Source organism: Haloarchaeobius amylolyticus (assembly GCF_026616195.1).
Classification (GTDB): Archaea; Halobacteriota; Halobacteria; order Halobacteriales; family Natrialbaceae; genus Haloarchaeobius; species Haloarchaeobius amylolyticus.
The window spans coordinates 1,979,648-1,996,058 of the sequence record NZ_JANHDH010000001.1; the positions used below are offsets into that span (position 1 = coordinate 1,979,648).

Here is a 16,411-nt window from a genome sequence, read left to right on the forward strand (position 1 = left end):
CGCAGAGACGGCACTCGCTGGGAGGTGCGAACGACAGAGAAGGGTTCGATCAGCGCCAGTCCGGCAGGTCCGGTGCGTCCTCTGCTCGCATCGAGAGCCAGGCTCCATCGTCTGTGATGTCCGCGATGACGTACTCCTTCGAGGAGCCGTCACCGTCGACAGACGCTACCACATCCCGCTCGTCGGTTGGACCCGACGGGCCTGACTCGGATGCTGCCATATGAGTCACTGTCTCATGGTCGGTTATAAACTCATCGACTCGACAGTCAAGTTTCAGAGAGAGGAGTGAACGAGTACCACACGGTTCCCGTCGACTGGCCGCGCTTTCGTGTTGACACACCCCACGTGAAACGATACCAATTTCCGTGTGTCTGTGGGCCGTGAATATATAAATTGGTGTTGCTTCATGGCCCACAGAACGTTCAACTATGTGAATACCCAGACTGATTTGAAGTCGCGATTACGGGACAGTGAGTCGATAATTGCCGAGGAGAACAAGTCGGGTTCGACTCTCGTCTCCCGTTTCTCTCCCGCTACCGCGTGTCCTCGAATCGATAGAAGTGCCACATCCAGATAAACAGCCAACACCTTGTTCTCAGTTCTTCCTACATATAGCCACCAGTCATGGTAAGAGTTACCTCGGTTCTCGTGGAGAATATCTTATATTGATTCCGCACGCGTTTCTTAAACCTATGGGTATGTAAAATGGGTGCAGACCATAACGGTAATTTTAACCATACCGTCCCCAAAGGGGTGCGTGGGATGACAGACAATACCAGCATCGACCGTCGTCGCTTCCTGCAAGCGACTGGCGGCGCAGCATCTGCAGTGGCGGTTGCGGGATGTCTCGGCGGCGGTGGCGAAGGCGACACCGAAACAGACACCACGACCGCGGGCTCGACGGACACCGCGACCGAGAAGACGACACGGTCGCAGGAGGACCGCGAGAAGCTCGACAAGACCTTCCAGCTCATCAACGCGACGATGAGCACCCTCGACCCCATCAAGGCGACCGACACGGCCTCTGGGACGGTTATCCAGCAGGTCTTCGACGCCCTGATGAACTACCCGAACGGCGAGGTCGAGGTCGAACCGCTCCTCGCGAAGGACGTCGAGGTCTCCGAGGACTTCCGTACCTACACCATCAACCTCAAAGAGGGCGTCAAATACCACAACGGTGACACCGTCACCGCACAGGACGTCGTCTACTCCTTCGAGCGCCTCGCAGCGTCCGAGAACTCGCGGCGTGACTACTTCATCCTCGCGTACGCGATGAACGTCGAGCACGAGACGGACTCCGACGGCAACTACGTCCCCGGCTCGCTCAACATGGAGGCCGTGGACGACACGACCTTCGAGATGACGCTGACGAAGCCGTTCGCGTCCACCCTGGAGATGCTCGCGTACACCTCGTTCTCCGTGATTCCGGAGGGCATCGTGGGCGACATCGACGGCTACGACGGCGAGATGTCCCACTCCGAGTTCGCGACGGAGAACCCCGTCGGCGCGGGTCCGTTCAAGTTCGAGAACTGGGAGACCAACACGCAGGCCTCCGTCGTCCGCAACGACGACTACCACGGCCCCGTCCCGTTCGTCGCAGGCGTCCACTGGCAGGTCATCACCGACCCCGACGCGTCGTACAACTACGGCCAGAACAAGAACTCCGACCTGGCCTCGATGCCGACGTCGAAGTACGACCCGAGCAAGGTCAAGATCGAGACCACGGACGACAAGGGTCGGAAGATCGGTACCTACGGTCCGATGCGTAACGGCGAGACGGCCAACTACCTCCAGTACGCGACCATCAACACGTTCTACATCGGCCTGAACGCCAAGAACGTCCCCGCTCCGGTCCGGAAGGCCATCGCCTACGCGATGAACCAGAAGGAGGGCGTGGACCAGGTCTTCAAGGGTCGCGGCCAGGCCGCGTACCACCTGACGCCGCCGGGCATCTACCCCGGTCAGGCACCCGCCTACACGGAGCACGCGAAGAACAACTACCCGTACGGCTACAACACGACGGACCTCGAGTCCGCACGCCAGATCATGGAGGACGCTGGCTACGGCCCGAACAACAAGTACGAGGTCACGTTCACGACCTACCAGTCCGACACGTGGCAGGGCCTGGGCAAGATCCTCCGCGACAAGCTCAGCAGTGCACACGTCAACATGAAGCTCGAGGAGGCGCCGTTCTCGACGCTCCTCAACCGTGGCCGCCAGGGCAACCTCGCCGCCTACTCGCTCGGGTGGATCATGGACTGGCCCGCACCGGACAACTTCCTCGGCCAGATGGTGCCGAAGCTCACCGACACCTCCGAGGGTGCGAAGGGCTTCTACCTGGACTGGGACGACGCAGAGGGCGACGCCTCCCAGCGTGCTGCCGACGCGTGGCAGACCGTCCAGGACAACCCCGAGCCGACCGAAGAAGCGCAGCAGAAGCGTAACGAGGCCTACGTCACGATGGAAGAAGCCATGTGGGAAGACATGGTCCTCCTCCCGACGTACCACAGCGTCTCCGAGCGCTTCGCGTACGACTGGGTCGACATGCCGCGCACCGGCGCCGCCGGTGGCAGCCGCATGAAGTTCAACAACGTCTACCTGAACGACCGGAGCTAACGCGGGTCAACGGGTACCCGATTTTTCATTTTTCGACCGTCTAGCCCCTGCTATAACCTCAATTAGAGTGAGAAAGGAACGCAAGACATAACCATGGCTGCAAAATACACTATGAGTAGAACAATGGTGATGGAAGTGGATCACCGGAGGGACACGTCATGAGCAGGTGGAGTTACTTCGCCCGCCGACTGCTCCTGGCCATCCCTGTGGTACTCTTCGGTACGACGATCACGTTCATGGTCCTTCGAATGGGTCCGCTGGACCCGGTCGCAGCGATTCTCGGACCGAACGTGCCTGCGTCGAAGTACGAGCAGGTAGAGCGCCAACTCGGCCTGAACCAACCGTTGTGGGAACAGTACATCGACTACATGATCGGGCTGCTGACGTTCGACCTGGGTGAGTCCTACGTCATCAAGGACGGGACCACAGCCATGACACTCATCGTCCAGCACGCGCCACGGACGCTGTGGCTTGGCTTCTGGTCGGTCCTCATCCCGCTGTTCATCGGTATCCCGCTCGGTTTCTACGCAGGCCTCAACCCGAACACCTTCAGCGACTACATCGCGTCGTTCGGGGGAATCGTCTGGCGTGCGATGCCGAACTTCTGGCTCGGTGTCATCCTGCTGTCGGTCCTGAGCCAGTCGAAAGATTACTCTTCGATGTTGACACTCGGCCTGTTCGAGCTGGAATGGGCCAAGCTCTTCGTCGACACGAAGATCATCGGCCAGCCGCCGCTGGACTTCTACGACCCGGCCGGGACGACCGCCATCGCGATCGGTGGCACGACCCTGTTCAACTTCCCGCTGTTCGAGTTCGACAGCACGAAGTTCCTGCAGGCCGTCAAGATGGTCCTCCCGCCGGCCATCGTCCTCGGGTCCTCCTCGATGGGGAACGAGATGCGCCTCGGCCGGACCGCCGTGCTCGAGACGGTCAACTCCAACTACGTAGAGACCGCACGCGCCAAGGGTCTCTCGAACCGGAAGATCGTCTGGAAGCACGTGTTCCGTAACGCACTGATTCCGCTCGTCCCGATCATCCTGAACGAGGCGTTCCTGCTGATCGGTGGGTCGGTGATCCTCGAAACGATCTTCAGCATCAACGGGCTGGGCTACCTGTTCTTCCAGGCGGCCCTCCAGGGCGACGTGCCGCTGGTCGGCTCGCTGATGTTCATCTTCATCCTCATCATCGTGTTCATGAACATCCTCCAGGACTTCATGTACACGATAATCGATCCGCGTGTGGGGTACGAATAACATGAGTCAGGTACAGGAAAACGCGACACTACGGGAGCGGATTCTCGCCCACCCCGAGCCGGCACTCGTCTGGCTCGGCGGGGTACTGGTGCTGCTCGCCCTCGAGTTCGGGGCGTTCGCGAGGACGATGGTCCTCTTCGGCGACCAGATCAATCCGCTCATCAACGGGAGTACAGAGATCGGTGGCTGGTACGTCGACCAGATGTTCAAGACGTTCGGGACCGCTGGCGGCGCGGTGATGAGCGGCCTCGGTGCGCTCATCATCCTGAGCATCCTCGCGGTGTTCGTCAAGGCGCTGTTCATCCCGTTCAACCTGGTCGAGAAACTGGGACTCGAAGACGTCCCGATGTCCGTCGAACTGCTCGAACGGCTCATCATCATGGTGGGACTGGCCATCCTCTGGGCCGTCCTGCTCTACGAGCCCCTGGGGATGTTGCTGCCGGCCCTGCCGGTCATCGGCGAACCGTCGCTGGCACAGCTCTTCCACGGCTTCGCCCAGACAGCCGCGGGCGTGGGCACGTGGTTCGGGGACAACTTCCCGACGCTGCTCTCGCGCGACCTCATCCCGAACGACGGGTTCAAGCCGCCCGCCGGTGCGACCGGCGAGTACCCGACCGGGCCGCTCGGCCCGTACCACGGGACCTTCCTCGGTCTCGCCCCGGCGTACGCCTGGGCCATCCGGACCGTGCTCATCTACGCGTACGCGTTCGTCTGGCTCGGCTGGCTCTGGTACGGCTACAAGACGTTCCGCCGCCACTACCGCTACGCCGACTGGACGCCCCGTGACGACATGATCGACCGGCTGAGCACCCACCGCTGGGGCCAGTTCGGCTTCCTGATGGTCGTGATGTTCATCGTGATGGCGCTGTTCGCACCCGCGCTCGGCCCGGTCACGACCCAGGAGAACATCTACGACCCGTACAGCTACACGTTCAACTACACGGAGAACGGTCAGGTCCAGGAGATCAGTCACGGCTCGGCGAACCTCGCGAGCCGCTCGCAGGGGAACCCGGACCGGAACGTCGGTCCGATGAGTTACGACGAGTTCGGACGGTTCCATCCATTCGGGACATTGACGACAGGGAAAGACCTGTTCACGTTCATGGCTGACGGGGCCAGGGTGTCACTGTTCATCGGCCTCGTCTCCATCGTGTTGGGTGGGTTCATCGCGACCGCCCTGGCGATGGTGACCGCCTACTACAAGGGACTGGCCGACCTGCTGGTCGTCATCACCAGTGACTCCATCCAGGCGATGCCGGGGTTACTGATATACATCATGCTCTCGGTCGTCTTCGGGAGCCACCCCATCTCGAACGTGTACAACGGTGGGTTGCTCCTGTCTCTCATCTTCGCGGCGACCGGCTGGCCGGGGCTGTGGCGCGCCATCCGTGGCCCGGCGTTCCAGGTCTCCGAGCAGGAGTGGATCGACGCCGCCCGCTCGTACGGGCAGCGCCCGACCGCGACCATGAAGAAGCACATGCTGCCGTACGTGGCCGGCTACCTGCTCGTCTACGGGTCGCTCATCCTCGGTGGCATCATCATCAGCGTCGCCGCACTGTCGTTCCTCGGCCTCGGCGTGACGCCGCCGACCCCCGAGTGGGGCCGCGCGGTGAACGCCGGCCGGACGTACGTGACGACGGTGTCGTGGCACATCTCCACGATCCCCGGCCTGATGGTCGTCTTCGTCGTCACCGGCTTCAACGCGTTCGGTGACGGTATCCGCGACGCCATCGACCCGCAGTCCGGCGGGGCGAGTGCTGACGAGGCCGCGGCCGCAGGAGGTGGTGGGTGATGTCGCTGCAACAGCAGCGCGAGGAGACCATCCTCCGCATCAAGAACCTGCAGACCTCCTTCTTCACGGACAAGGAGGTCATCCGCGCCGTCGACGGCGTCAACTTCGACATCCACGAGGGTGAGACGGTCGGTATCGTCGGCGAGTCCGGGTCCGGGAAGTCGGTGACGGCCCGCTCCATCATGGGCCTCGTCGAGAGCCCCGGCCGCACCCTGCGTGGGAGTTCCATCCAGTTCCGCGACACCGAGACGGTCGAGCGGTTCGCGAACACCTACCGGGGTCGGACCGTCGACCTCACGAAGCTCGAACAGGAGCACGACCTCGCGACGGTCGTCGGCGACGCGATGGAGCAGTACGGTGCCACGCCCGCCGAGTTGACCCAGCACGAGAAGTACGCGAGCCTGCCGCCCGAGCGCGTCGACGCGGCCCAGATGGTCGCCGACGGCGCGGTCCACTGGGACGACCTCATCGCGTCGGGCTACGCCGACGAGCTGAACCTCGTCGAGGAGACGGACTTCGTCTTCGTCGAGGAGGGGACGTCCGACTCGAACGGGATCCGCGTCGACCGCGGCTACGTCGACGTGACACGCGCACACGAGCGCGGCCTGCGACGCCTCCGCGGTGGCAACATCGCCATGGTGTTCCAGGACCCGCTCACGTCGCTGAACCCGGTGTACACCGTCGGGAACCAGATCAAGGAGGCGCTCCGGCTCCACCAGGGGCTCCGGGGCTCCGAGGCGACCGAGGAGGCCGTCGAGCTGCTCGAGGCGGTCGGCATCCCGGACGCCCGTCGCCGCGTCGGGGAGTACCCCCACCAGTTCTCCGGTGGGATGCGCCAGCGCGCCGTCATCGCGATGGCCCTGGCGTGTGACCCCGAACTGCTCATCTGCGACGAGCCGACGACCGCACTGGACGTGACCATCCAGGCACAGATCCTGGAACTCCTGCAAGAGCTGCAGGACGAGCGCGACCTCTCCATCATGTTCATCACCCACGACATGGGTGTCATCGCGGACATCGCGGACCGCGTGAACGTGATGTACGCCGGCGAGGTCATCGAGACCGCGCCGGTCGAGGAACTGTTCGGCAACCCGAAACACCCCTACACGGAGGGCCTGCTCCAGTCGATCCCCGGGAGACAGCAGGGCGACCGGCTCGTCACCATCGAGGGTGACGTGCCGACACCGAACGAGGAGCCGTCGTACTGTCGGTTCGCGCCGCGCTGTCCGAAGGCGTTCGACGAGTGCCAGGCCGTCCATCCCGAACCGGTACAGGTGAACGACGACGCCGAGGACCACAGAGCCGCCTGCCTCCTCTACCCCGAGGACCAGACGCAGTCCGAGGCTATCGAGCTTCACAAGGCCAAAGGAGGGAGCAACGAATGAGCAAGCAAGCGATGTCCCACGCCCAGGAGTCAGTACAGGAAGAGTCCATGATCGAGATCCGCAACCTGAAGACGTACTACCCGGGTGGCGGACTCATCAGCGACGAACCGGTGAAGGCAGTCGACGGCGTGAGCTTCGACATCCAGCGGGGTGAGACGCTCGGGCTGGTCGGCGAGTCGGGGTGTGGGAAGTCGACGCTCGGGCGGACGCTGGTCCAGCTCGAAGACGCGACCGCGGGGGTCAGCCGCTTCCACAAGCCCGACGTGGTCGAGCGGATGGCCAACACGTTCGGTCGCCGGACGGTCATGCTGGCGGAGATATACGACTCGAACGACCCGGTCGACCTCGTGACCAAGCTCTTCGCCGACGGCGTGGAGCCGGGCGCGGTCGCTCGCGAGACCGGCTACGAGAACGTCAGCGCGGACGAGATCGACGCCGCACAGTTCGTCAACGAGCAGAACCTCACGGTGCAGGACATCGTCGACGAAGGGTTCGGTGCCCGACTCGGCCTGTTCGGCGAGAAGGACTTCGTGTTCGTCGAGGACGGCCACCGCGACGGGGACCAGATCCGCGTCGACGAGGGCTACATCGACGTGACGGCCGCACCCGGCCGGGCGCTGAAGAAGCTCCGTGGCCGCCAGCTCGGTATCGTCTTCCAGGACCCCGAGTCGAGCCTCAACGACCGCATGACGGTCGGGGAGATCATCCGCGAGCCCCTCGACGTCCACAACTGGGGCGACCCCCAGGAACGACGTCAGCGCGTCCGCGAACTGCTCGAGACCGTCGGGCTGCGCCCGGAGCACTACTACCGCTACCCGCACCAGTTCTCCGGCGGGCAGCGCCAGCGCATCGGTATCGCCCGGTCGCTCGCGCTCGAACCGGACTTCCTGGTGCTGGACGAGCCGGTGTCGGCACTGGACGTGTCCGTGCAGGCGAAGATCCTCAACCTGCTGGAAGACCTCCAGCAGGAGTTCGGGCTCACCTACCTGTTCATCGCCCACGACCTCTCCGTCGTCCGGCACATCTGTGACCGGGTCGCCGTGATGTACCTCGGCAACATCATGGAGATCGGGCCGACCGACGGCCTGTTCGAGAACCCGGGGAACCCGTACACGCACTCGCTGCTGTCGGCCATCCCGGAACCGGACCCGACCTCGAAGAAGGACCGCATCACGCTGCGTGGCACGCCGCCGAGCCCGCGCGACCCGCCGGTCGGCTGTCCGTTCAGCACGCGCTGTCCGGTCAAGATCCGACCCGACGACTACGAGCACCTCGACGACGAGCTCTGGGAGCGCATCGAGATCTTCCGCGAGGTCGTCCGCGAGCGGACCCGGGCGGACCGGTCGCTCACCGACCGCGCGAAGGAGCTGCTCGGCCAGCAGACGCGGTTCTCCGACATCACGGAGATCACCGACGAGCTGTTCGACGACGTGGACGTGCCCTCGGAGGTGTCCGAACACCTGCGACAGGCGTCGAACCACATCGAGAAGGGCCACGACAACAAGGCCCGCGAGTACCTCTTCGAGCAGTTCGGCAGCACGTGTGACACGGACAAGCCCAAGCACCACGTCGTCAGCGACGACGGGCGCACGAGCTTCTGTCACCGTCACCAGGACCGCTACGACGAACCTGCCGTCGCGTTCGACCAGCTCCACGACTGAGGATGAGCGAGACGCCGCCCGAGATACTGGCCGTGAAACGGCTGGCACGGAAGACCGTCGAAGCCGTCGTGTACGGCCTCGTGGTGACCCTGCTGGTCGCCGGGTCGTCGGCCTTCCTCGAGCTCTCCGGGCGGGGGACGCTCTACACCACCAAACACGTCCTGTTCTGGCTCGGGTTCGCCCTGCTCGCGTACGCCTCGTTCCAGCTCCGGCCACCCTCACCCAGGGGGTCGGACCAGCCGTACAGCGACCTGCTCACCGCGGGCGACGACCGCCAGCGGAAGGCCGACACGACCGTCGGTGGGCGACGCGAGACGCGCCTCGAACGGCTGGTCTCGTGGCTCCCGCCGGTCCGGTGGGTCGCGCTCCCGCCGGACGACCGCTTCTCGGTCAACGCGAAACTGCTGCTCGCGTCGGTGTTCATGCTGCTGCTGTCGATGGCGATGGAGTTCGTCTTCGGCATCGCACAGCCCGGCGCGGCCTGAGCCGCGGCAAATAAAGACACCCTTATCAGACTCCATACCCTGTGTGTGGACATATGCCAGACGTGCCCGAGTCCGGTGAGGACGTGGATTACGCCGAGCGAATCGCGAGCAACGCGGACGTCCTCTCCAACGCGTGGGAACAGGCACTCGAGGAGATGGAGTTGCTGGCCGAGCAGCGCCGCGAGGAGGGGTGGGAGGCCGTCACGGTCATGGCGGCGAACACGGCTCCGCGGAACCGCCGGGCAGGTGACGACGACGACAACCGCTTCGGGCTGGTGTTCGTCGTCCCCTCGAACATGGGCGAGGACTTCAGCGAGGCCTTCGAGGGCAAGGAGTTCCCGCAGTACGAGGTGTACCGCCGCGAGATGAACGGGAACGTCTTCCTCGTCGTCGAGTACATGGACCCCGAGACGGAGACGGCCATCTACATCGGCAGCCAGTACGAGCTGCGTCATGCGGCCGGGATGGTCCACGACGCCGAGGAGGAGGGCGAGTTCTACACCTACGTCCAGACGCTCCCGGGCGACATCCTGGGCGTGTTCAAGCACGACTCCCACGAGAAGTTCGTCCCGCACGCCGAGCGCATCGACGACTGGAGCCCGCCCGCCCCCGGTCCGGGCGACGTCGAGCAGAACTGAGACGGGTGGTGGCGCCAGCAGCCGCCCAGCCGCCCCCGTAGCACCTGATATATCCTGTTCTCCATCACGTTCGTGACCGCGAGGGGAGTGGCACGCCCCCCGCATTCGAAACAGGGGCTTTATGCGGAGAATGAACCTATACAGCCGATATGAACGTAGCCGACGCGATGACCCCCCGCTCCGAGCTGGTCACGGTCGAGTTGCCCGGTACCCGCGACGACGTGTTGTCGTACCTGCAGGAGCACGGGTTCTCTTCGGTCCCGGTCGTGAAACAGACCGAAGACGGCGAGGAGTACCGCGGTCTCGTCTCACGTGACAGCCTCATTGAGCGACCCGACGAGGACCAGTTGGCGCTCCTGATGGAGGACGTGCCGACGACGACCGACGACACGAGCCTCGCGGACGTCGCCCGCCTGATGGTCGAGGAACGCGCCCGTCGCGTCCCGGTCGTCGACGGCGAACTGGAAGGCATCGTCACGGTCACCGACGTGGTCCACGCCATCGCCCGCGGCGACGCCGAGACCGACGCCGTCGTCGGCGACCTCGCCACGAAGGACGTGAACACCACCTACACCGGCACGCCGCTCCCCGTCGCCGAGCGCGAGCTCTACTACGCGAACGTCCCCTACGCGGTCGTCCTCGACGACGAGTGCGACATGGCCGGCATGCTCACCGAGGTCGACATCATCGAGGTCGCCCGCATCGTCGAGGGCGAGGACGACACCGGCGAGTCCATCGCCAACGAGGACGACGAGTGGATGTGGGAGGGCATCAAGGCGGTCGGCGGCCGCTACCTCCCGACCCGGAACGTCGAGATCCCCGCCGAGCCGGTCGAGGAGTTCATGACCGCGGACCTGGTGACGGTCTCGACGAAGAAGACCGCCGAGGAGACCGCCCAGTTGCTCATCCGTCACGACATCGAGCAGATTCCGATGGTCTCCGGCGACCAGCTGGTGGGCATCGTGCGCGACCTGAACCTGCTGGAGGCGCTGTATGACTGAGACGGCGACCGTCGTCGAGCTCGCCAAGCGCCGCGGCTACTTCTTCCAGTCGAGCCGCGCCTACGGTGGCGTCTCCGGCTTCTACACGTACGGTCCGAAGGGCGCGGCCCTCAAGGAGAACATCGAGGACACCTGGCGCGAGCGCTTCACGCTCAAGGAGGGTAACTTCGAGGTCGACGCGCCCATCGTGATGCCCGAGCCGGTGTTCGAGGCGTCCGGCCACCTCGATGGCTTCGACGACATGCTCGTCGAGTGCCCGGAGTGCCACGCGAGCCACCGTGCCGACCACATCATCGAGGACAACACGGACATCGAGGAGGCCGAGAGCCTGCCGATTCCGGAGGTCGAGAACCTGCTCGCCGAACACGAGCTGACCTGTCCGAACTGCGGTGCGGACCTCGCGGGCCAGGCCATCGAGGAGTTCAACCTGATGTTCGAGACGAGCATCGGCCCCGGCTCCTCCCAGCCCGGCTACCTGCGCCCGGAGACGGCACAGGGCATCTTCGTGGAGTTCCCACAGCTCAAGGAGTACGCCCGCAACCAGCTCCCCTTCGGCGTGACACAGATCGGTCCGGCCTACCGCAACGAGATATCCCCGCGCAAGTCACTGCTCCGGCTGCGCGAGTTCACGCAGGCCGAACTCGAGCTGTTCATCGACCCCGAGGAGGACGAGCCGACGCTCGACGCGGTGCGCGACGTCGAGGCACCGCTGTACTCCGCCGAGATGCAGGAGGAAGACGGCGCCGAACCCGTCACGATGACCATCGGCGACGCGGTCGACGAGGGCATCATCGCGGACGCGTGGGTCGCGTACTACCTCGGCCTCGCCAAGCAGTGGTACGACCGCATCGGCATCGACATGGCGAAGTTCCGCTTCCGCCAGCACCTGCCGGGCGAACTCGCCCACTACGCGGCGGACTGCTGGGACGCCGAGGCGCTGGTCGACGACGACTGGATCGAACTCGCCGGCTTCGCGAACCGCGGCGACTACGACCTCTCGAAGCACGGCAGCTACAGCGACGACGACTTCACGCTGTTCAAGCAGTACGACGAGCCCAGACACGTCGAGCGCGCGACGGTCGACCCCGACATGAGCTACCTCGGCCCCGAGTTCGGCGGCGCGGCCGGCGACATCGCCGAGGCACTGCAGACGCTCGCCGAGCGCGACCGGAGCGCCTTCGACGGCGACAGCGTCGAGGTCGAGGTCGACGGCGAGGCCTACGAGGTGCCGACCGAGCACGTCAACTTCGACGTGAGCGAGGAGACCGAGGCCGGCGAGCACATCGTCCCGCACGTCATCGAGCCGTCGTTCGGCGTCGACCGGGCACTGTACACGGTCGTCCACCACGCCTACCGTGAGGACGAGGTCGAGGGCGAGGAGCGCAGCTACCTCGCGCTCGCCCCCGAGGTCGCCCCGACGTTCGTCGGCGTCTTCCCGCTGACGAGCAAGGACGGCCTGCCCGAGAAAGCGCAGTCGGTCGCGACCGACCTGCGCGAGCGCGGCCTCTCGGTCGCCTACGACGACTCCGGCTCCATCGGTCGGCGCTACCGGCGGCAGGACGAGGTCGGCACCCCGTTCTGCGTGACGCTGGACGGCGACCCGACCGGTACGGCGACCATCCGCGAGCGCGACTCGACCGAGCAGGTCCGCGTCGACCTCGACGACCTCGGCGACGTGCTGACCGACCTCCGAACCGGCGCCCGGACCTTCGACGACCTCTGAGATGCGTGACGAGGTGGCCCGGCGACTGGTGCACGCGAGCGGTGCGGTCCTGCCGACCGCGTACCTCGTGAGCCAGCTCGACGGCGTGCCGACCATCGGCTGGCGCGCGGTCCAGGGGTTCCTGGTCCTCGCGGTGGTGGTCGCACTCGTCCTCGAAGCCGTACGGCTGTTCGTCGGACTCGACTGGGCCATCTTCGACAAGCTCACCCGTGAGTACGAGCAGGACAACCTGGCGGGCTACGCCCTGTACATGCTCGGCGGAGCGTTCGCCGGGTTGCTGTTCCCGCCCGAGGTGGCCATCCCCGCGATGTACATGCTGACCATCGGCGACCCCATCAGCGGCCTGCTCTCCTCGGGCGAGTTGCGGGCGGTCAAGCGCCCGCGGGTGCTGGTGGCGATGTTCCTCGTCAGCCTCGCGTTCGCGCTCGCGTTCCTGCCGGCGGTCGCGGCCATCGCGGCCGCCGTCGCGGCGACGCTGGCCGACGGGGTGAAACCGGTCGTCGCGGGCTACGTCATCGACGACAACCTCACCATCCCCATCGCGGCCACGGTCACCGCCTGGGTGATGCTGGCACTGACGGGGACGGTGCCGGTCTGAGCCGACGGCTAGCTGTGTAGGCCCGAGATATTCCCGGTTTCCGCAGCGTCACTCGTGTATGACACTGCTCGAACTGCTCGTGATCGCGCTCGTGGTCCTGGTGGTGCTCGCAATCATCGCGGCGGTCGTCGGCGAGGGCGAACTGGTGATGGAACTCGCGCTGGAGCTCATCGACTGAGACGGCCAGACCGGTCGACGGAACCATCCGTACGCTGTCTGACTCGGTGGATTTATTAGGGCGCGCATACTTCAACCTGTCAGCCACGACGATACGCCGCTTGACGGCGTTCCGGCGACTTCGGTCGCCGGCAGTGTCGTGGTGATACGGACGACACCGCGCGGCGGACTCCCCCCAACTCTCCCCCCAACCCCCCGCCGTCTGTCGTCTCGTCGTGGCCGACCGCGCCGTCTTCACTTTCATCGCGGTCGGCCTCCTCGTCGCCTGCAGCGACGGGTATCGACCCGGCTGGCCGGTTCCGCGACGAGGCCGACACCGGGGAGCTTCACTTTCACCGTGGTCGGCGAAGTCTTAAACGACGGGAAGCCGAATTCTCGGGCGATGGCTGCCACCGACGAGGCGTCCGTCGAGCACCCGCTGCTCGCGCCGAACTTCCTCCAGCGCCGGCTCTACCAGTTGCAACTCGCGGGCACGGCGACCGAGGACCACACCCTCGTCTGCCTGCCGACCGGGCTGGGCAAGACGACCGTGAGCCTGCTCGTGACCGCGCGGCGACTCGACGAGGTCGGCGGGAAGTCGCTGATGCTCGCGCCGACGAAGCCCCTCGTGCAACAGCACGCGGAGTTCTACCGCGAGGCGCTGCAGATCCCGGACGACGAGGTCGTCGTGTTCACCGGCGACGTGCGCCCGGACGACCGCGCCGCGCTCTGGGAGGACGCGACCGTCGTCATGGCGACGCCGCAGGTCATCGAGAACGACCTCGTCGGTGGCAGAATCTCGCTGCGGGACGTGACACACATCACCTTCGACGAGTGCCACCGCGCGACCGGCGACTACGCCTACAACTACATCGCGGAACGCTACCACCAGGACGCCGCGGACCCCCTGGTGACCGGCATGAGCGCCTCGCCCGGTGGCGACGAGGAGGAGATACTGGAGGTGTGTGAGAACCTCGGGTTGCGCGAGGTCGAGGTGATGACCGAGGACGACGCCGACGTGGCGGAGTACACCCACGACACCGAGGTCGAGTGGAAGAAGATCCAACTTCCGGACGAGGTCCTCGAGATACGCGACGGGCTGAACGAGGTCATCGCCGACCGCCTCTCGAAGCTCAAGGAGATCGGCGTGACGAAGGCCACCTCGCCCGACCTCTCGGAGACCCAGATAAACAAGATATCGGCGCAGTTGCGCCAGATGATGGACAACGACCAGTCGGCGGGCTTCAAGGGTATGAGCCTGCTCGCGGAGATTCGCAAGCTCCGGACCGCGGTCACCTACGTCGAGACCCAGAGCGTCGAGGCGACCCGCCGGTACTTCGAGCGCCAGAAGAACGCCGCCCGCGCCTCCGGGGCGTCGAAGGCGAGCCAGCGCATGGTCTCGGAGCCGAAGGTCCGCGAGGCCATCCGGAAGGCCGAGTCCTTCGACGACATCCACCCGAAGTACCGCGAGGCGCGCATCCTGCTCGCCCAGACGCTGGGCATCGAGGACGGCGAGCGCGTCATCGTCTTCACCGAATCGAGAGACACAGCCGAGGCCCTCACCGAGTTCCTCTCGAACCACTTCGAGACGCGGCGGTTCGTCGGGCAGGGCGACAAGGAGGGCTCGGACGGGATGACCCAGAAACAGCAACAGGAGGTCTTAGAGCAGTTCAAGGCCGGCGAGTTCGAGGTGCTGGTCTCGACCTCGGTCGCCGAGGAGGGCCTGGACGTGCCCGAGGTCGACCTCGTGCTGTTCTACGAGCCGGTCCCGACGGCCATCCGGTCCATCCAGCGCAAGGGCCGGACCGGCCGCCAGGACGAGGGGCGCGTGGTCGTGCTGATGGCCGAGGACACGCGCGACGAGGCGTACTTCTGGATCTCGCGGCGCAAGGAGAAGCAGATGGAGAACGAGCTCCGCAAGCTCAAGGGCGTCGCCGCGGACATGGAGGAACAGCTCGACGACTCCCAGCAGAGCCTCGACGCGTTCGCGGGCGGTGACGGGGGCGACGGAAGCGACGAGGCGGCGGCCGAAAGCGCCGCGAGCGCCGACGGCGGGACCAGCGCGGACACCCAGCCGGGGCTGCAGGAGTTCGGCGCGAGCGACAACGAGGCGGAGGGAGACGGCGAAGACGGCGGCGAGAAAGCCGACGACGCGGCCGAGACCGCGGCCCAGACCACCGATGCCGAACTCGCCGCGGCCGAACCCGACGAGCCAGACGACGGCGTCGTCGCGGCCGCGGAACCGCAGGAGGAGGACACGGTCGAGGTCGTCATCGACCAGCGCGAGATGGACTCCTCGATTCCACGGGACCTCTCGACCCGCGAGGACGTGACCACTCGCCTCGAAACGCTCGCGGTGGGCGACTACGTCCTCTCGGACCGCGTCGCCGTCGAGCGCAAGTCCGTCTCGGACTTCCTCGACACCCTCACCGGCAGCGACCGCTCCGTCTTCGAGCAGGTCCGGGACATGGCCGGGCACTACGCCCGGCCCATCCTCGTCATCGAGGGCGACGAGAGCCTGCTCGGCTCGCGGGACATCCACCCCAACGCCATCCGGGGCGCGCTCGCCTCGCTGGCGGTCGACTTCGGCGTGAGCGTCCTGCGGACCGAGGGCGAGGCAGACACCCGGGACCTGCTCGCGGTCATCGCGACCAGAGAGCAAGAGAAGAGCGGCCGCGAGGTGTCGGTCCACGGCGAGAAGTCGAAGAAGACCCTGAGCGAACAGCAGGAGTACGTCGTCTCCGCCATCGCGGACATCGGGCCGGTGACCGCACGGTCGCTGCTGGCTCACTTCGGCACCGTCGAGGAAGTGATGTGCGCGAACGAGGACGACCTCCTGGAGGTCGACGGCGTCGGCCAGGTGACCGCCGAGCGCATCCGGGAGGTCATCGGGAGCCAGTACGAGCCGTGAGCGAGGCCGTTCGCGCCGCCGTCGGGAAGACCTTCCCGGGGCTGGTCGTCACGCTCCTCGTCCTCGTGGTCGGGCAGGTGTTCGACCTGCACTGGAGCGTGGGCTACGGCGCGGCACTGGTGGCGTTCACCCTCTGGATGCTCTGGTTCGTCGTGACGTTCGTGCGCTGGTGGGAGGAAGGCGAGACGTAGA

At 65.6% G+C, this 16,411-nt stretch carries 13 protein-coding genes; 12 read left to right on the plus strand and 1 reads right to left on the minus strand.

The window, feature by feature from the left end; translation table 11 throughout:
• Positions 1-49 precede the first annotated feature (49 nt).
• The gene (locus tag NOV86_RS10220) at positions 50-220 is read right to left on the minus strand and encodes a DUF7556 family protein (RefSeq protein ID WP_438266710.1); all 171 of its coding nucleotides are present in this window, start codon (positions 218-220) and stop codon (positions 50-52) included.
• A gap of 542 nt (positions 221-762) precedes the next feature.
• Between NOV86_RS10220 and NOV86_RS10225 the strand changes: the two genes are divergently transcribed.
• The 12 genes from NOV86_RS10225 to NOV86_RS10280 all read left to right on the plus strand — a co-directional run bounded on the left by NOV86_RS10225 (position 763) and on the right by NOV86_RS10280 (position 16,410).
• A complete protein-coding gene (locus NOV86_RS10225; protein WP_267641280.1) occupies positions 763-2,616 on the plus strand; it encodes an ABC transporter substrate-binding protein in 1,854 nt (617 codons plus the stop codon).
• 158 nt (positions 2,617-2,774) lie between these two features.
• Entirely contained in the window at positions 2,775-3,869 is a 1,095-nt protein-coding gene (locus tag NOV86_RS10230) for an ABC transporter permease (RefSeq protein WP_267641281.1), read from the plus strand.
• A gap of 1 nt (position 3,870) precedes the next feature.
• Entirely contained in the window at positions 3,871-5,661 is a 1,791-nt protein-coding gene (locus tag NOV86_RS10235) for an ABC transporter permease (RefSeq protein WP_267641282.1), read from the plus strand.
• Positions 5,661-7,046 carry an ABC transporter ATP-binding protein gene (locus NOV86_RS10240; protein ID WP_267641283.1) on the plus strand — a complete coding sequence of 462 codons (1,386 nt, stop codon included), beginning with the start codon at positions 5,661-5,663 and terminating at the stop codon, positions 7,044-7,046. The genes NOV86_RS10235 and NOV86_RS10240 overlap by 1 nt, the downstream gene beginning before the upstream one ends.
• Positions 7,043-8,707, plus strand: coding sequence for an ABC transporter ATP-binding protein (locus NOV86_RS10245; protein ID WP_267641284.1), 1,665 nt, complete (start codon positions 7,043-7,045; stop codon positions 8,705-8,707). Before NOV86_RS10240 ends, NOV86_RS10245 begins: the two co-directional genes overlap by 4 nt.
• 2 nt (positions 8,708-8,709) lie before the next feature.
• The gene (locus tag NOV86_RS10250; protein ID WP_267641285.1) at positions 8,710-9,192 is read left to right on the plus strand and encodes a DUF7555 family protein; all 483 of its coding nucleotides are present in this window, start codon (positions 8,710-8,712) and stop codon (positions 9,190-9,192) included.
• A gap of 53 nt (positions 9,193-9,245) precedes the next feature.
• Complete coding sequence (locus NOV86_RS10255; protein WP_267641286.1) at positions 9,246-9,830, plus strand: DUF7529 family protein; 585 nt, start codon at positions 9,246-9,248, stop codon at positions 9,828-9,830.
• A 149-nt stretch (positions 9,831-9,979) separates the two neighbouring features.
• A complete protein-coding gene (locus NOV86_RS10260; RefSeq protein ID WP_267641287.1) occupies positions 9,980-10,831 on the plus strand; it encodes a CBS domain-containing protein in 852 nt (283 codons plus the stop codon).
• Complete coding sequence (gene glyS, locus NOV86_RS10265; protein WP_267641288.1) at positions 10,824-12,554, plus strand: glycine--tRNA ligase; 1,731 nt, start codon at positions 10,824-10,826, stop codon at positions 12,552-12,554. The genes NOV86_RS10260 and glyS overlap by 8 nt, the downstream gene beginning before the upstream one ends.
• A 1-nt stretch (position 12,555) precedes the next feature.
• Positions 12,556-13,152: a diacylglycerol/polyprenol kinase family protein gene (locus tag NOV86_RS10270; RefSeq protein WP_267641289.1), complete on the plus strand. Its 597-nt coding sequence runs from the start codon at positions 12,556-12,558 to the stop codon at positions 13,150-13,152.
• Positions 13,153-13,711: 559 nt separating this feature from the next.
• Complete coding sequence (locus tag NOV86_RS10275) at positions 13,712-16,219, plus strand: DEAD/DEAH box helicase (protein ID WP_267641290.1); 2,508 nt, start codon at positions 13,712-13,714, stop codon at positions 16,217-16,219.
• On the plus strand, positions 16,216-16,410 hold the full coding sequence (locus NOV86_RS10280; protein ID WP_267641291.1) for a hypothetical protein: 195 nt from the start codon (positions 16,216-16,218) through the stop codon (positions 16,408-16,410). Before NOV86_RS10275 ends, NOV86_RS10280 begins: the two co-directional genes overlap by 4 nt.
• Position 16,411: the final 1 nt, after the last annotated feature.

What these genes read in the sequence shown, in the direction of transcription:
- NOV86_RS10220 (WP_438266710.1), bottom strand. Translation starts at nt 220, where the DNA reads ATGGCAGCATCCGAGTCAGGCCCGTCGGGTCCAACCGACGAGCGGGAT.
- NOV86_RS10225 (WP_267641280.1), top strand. Translation starts at nt 763, where the DNA reads ATGACAGACAATACCAGCATCGACCGTCGTCGCTTCCTGCAAGCGACT.
- NOV86_RS10230 (WP_267641281.1), top strand. Translation starts at nt 2,775, where the DNA reads ATGAGCAGGTGGAGTTACTTCGCCCGCCGACTGCTCCTGGCCATCCCT.
- NOV86_RS10235 (WP_267641282.1), top strand. Translation starts at nt 3,871, where the DNA reads ATGAGTCAGGTACAGGAAAACGCGACACTACGGGAGCGGATTCTCGCC.
- NOV86_RS10240 (WP_267641283.1), top strand. Translation starts at nt 5,661, where the DNA reads ATGTCGCTGCAACAGCAGCGCGAGGAGACCATCCTCCGCATCAAGAAC.
- NOV86_RS10245 (WP_267641284.1), top strand. Translation starts at nt 7,043, where the DNA reads ATGAGCAAGCAAGCGATGTCCCACGCCCAGGAGTCAGTACAGGAAGAG.
- NOV86_RS10250 (WP_267641285.1), top strand. Translation starts at nt 8,710, where the DNA reads ATGAGCGAGACGCCGCCCGAGATACTGGCCGTGAAACGGCTGGCACGG.
- NOV86_RS10255 (WP_267641286.1), top strand. Translation starts at nt 9,246, where the DNA reads ATGCCAGACGTGCCCGAGTCCGGTGAGGACGTGGATTACGCCGAGCGA.
- NOV86_RS10260 (WP_267641287.1), top strand. Translation starts at nt 9,980, where the DNA reads ATGAACGTAGCCGACGCGATGACCCCCCGCTCCGAGCTGGTCACGGTC.
- glyS (WP_267641288.1), top strand. Translation starts at nt 10,824, where the DNA reads ATGACTGAGACGGCGACCGTCGTCGAGCTCGCCAAGCGCCGCGGCTAC.
- NOV86_RS10270 (WP_267641289.1), top strand. Translation starts at nt 12,556, where the DNA reads ATGCGTGACGAGGTGGCCCGGCGACTGGTGCACGCGAGCGGTGCGGTC.
- NOV86_RS10275 (WP_267641290.1), top strand. Translation starts at nt 13,712, where the DNA reads ATGGCTGCCACCGACGAGGCGTCCGTCGAGCACCCGCTGCTCGCGCCG.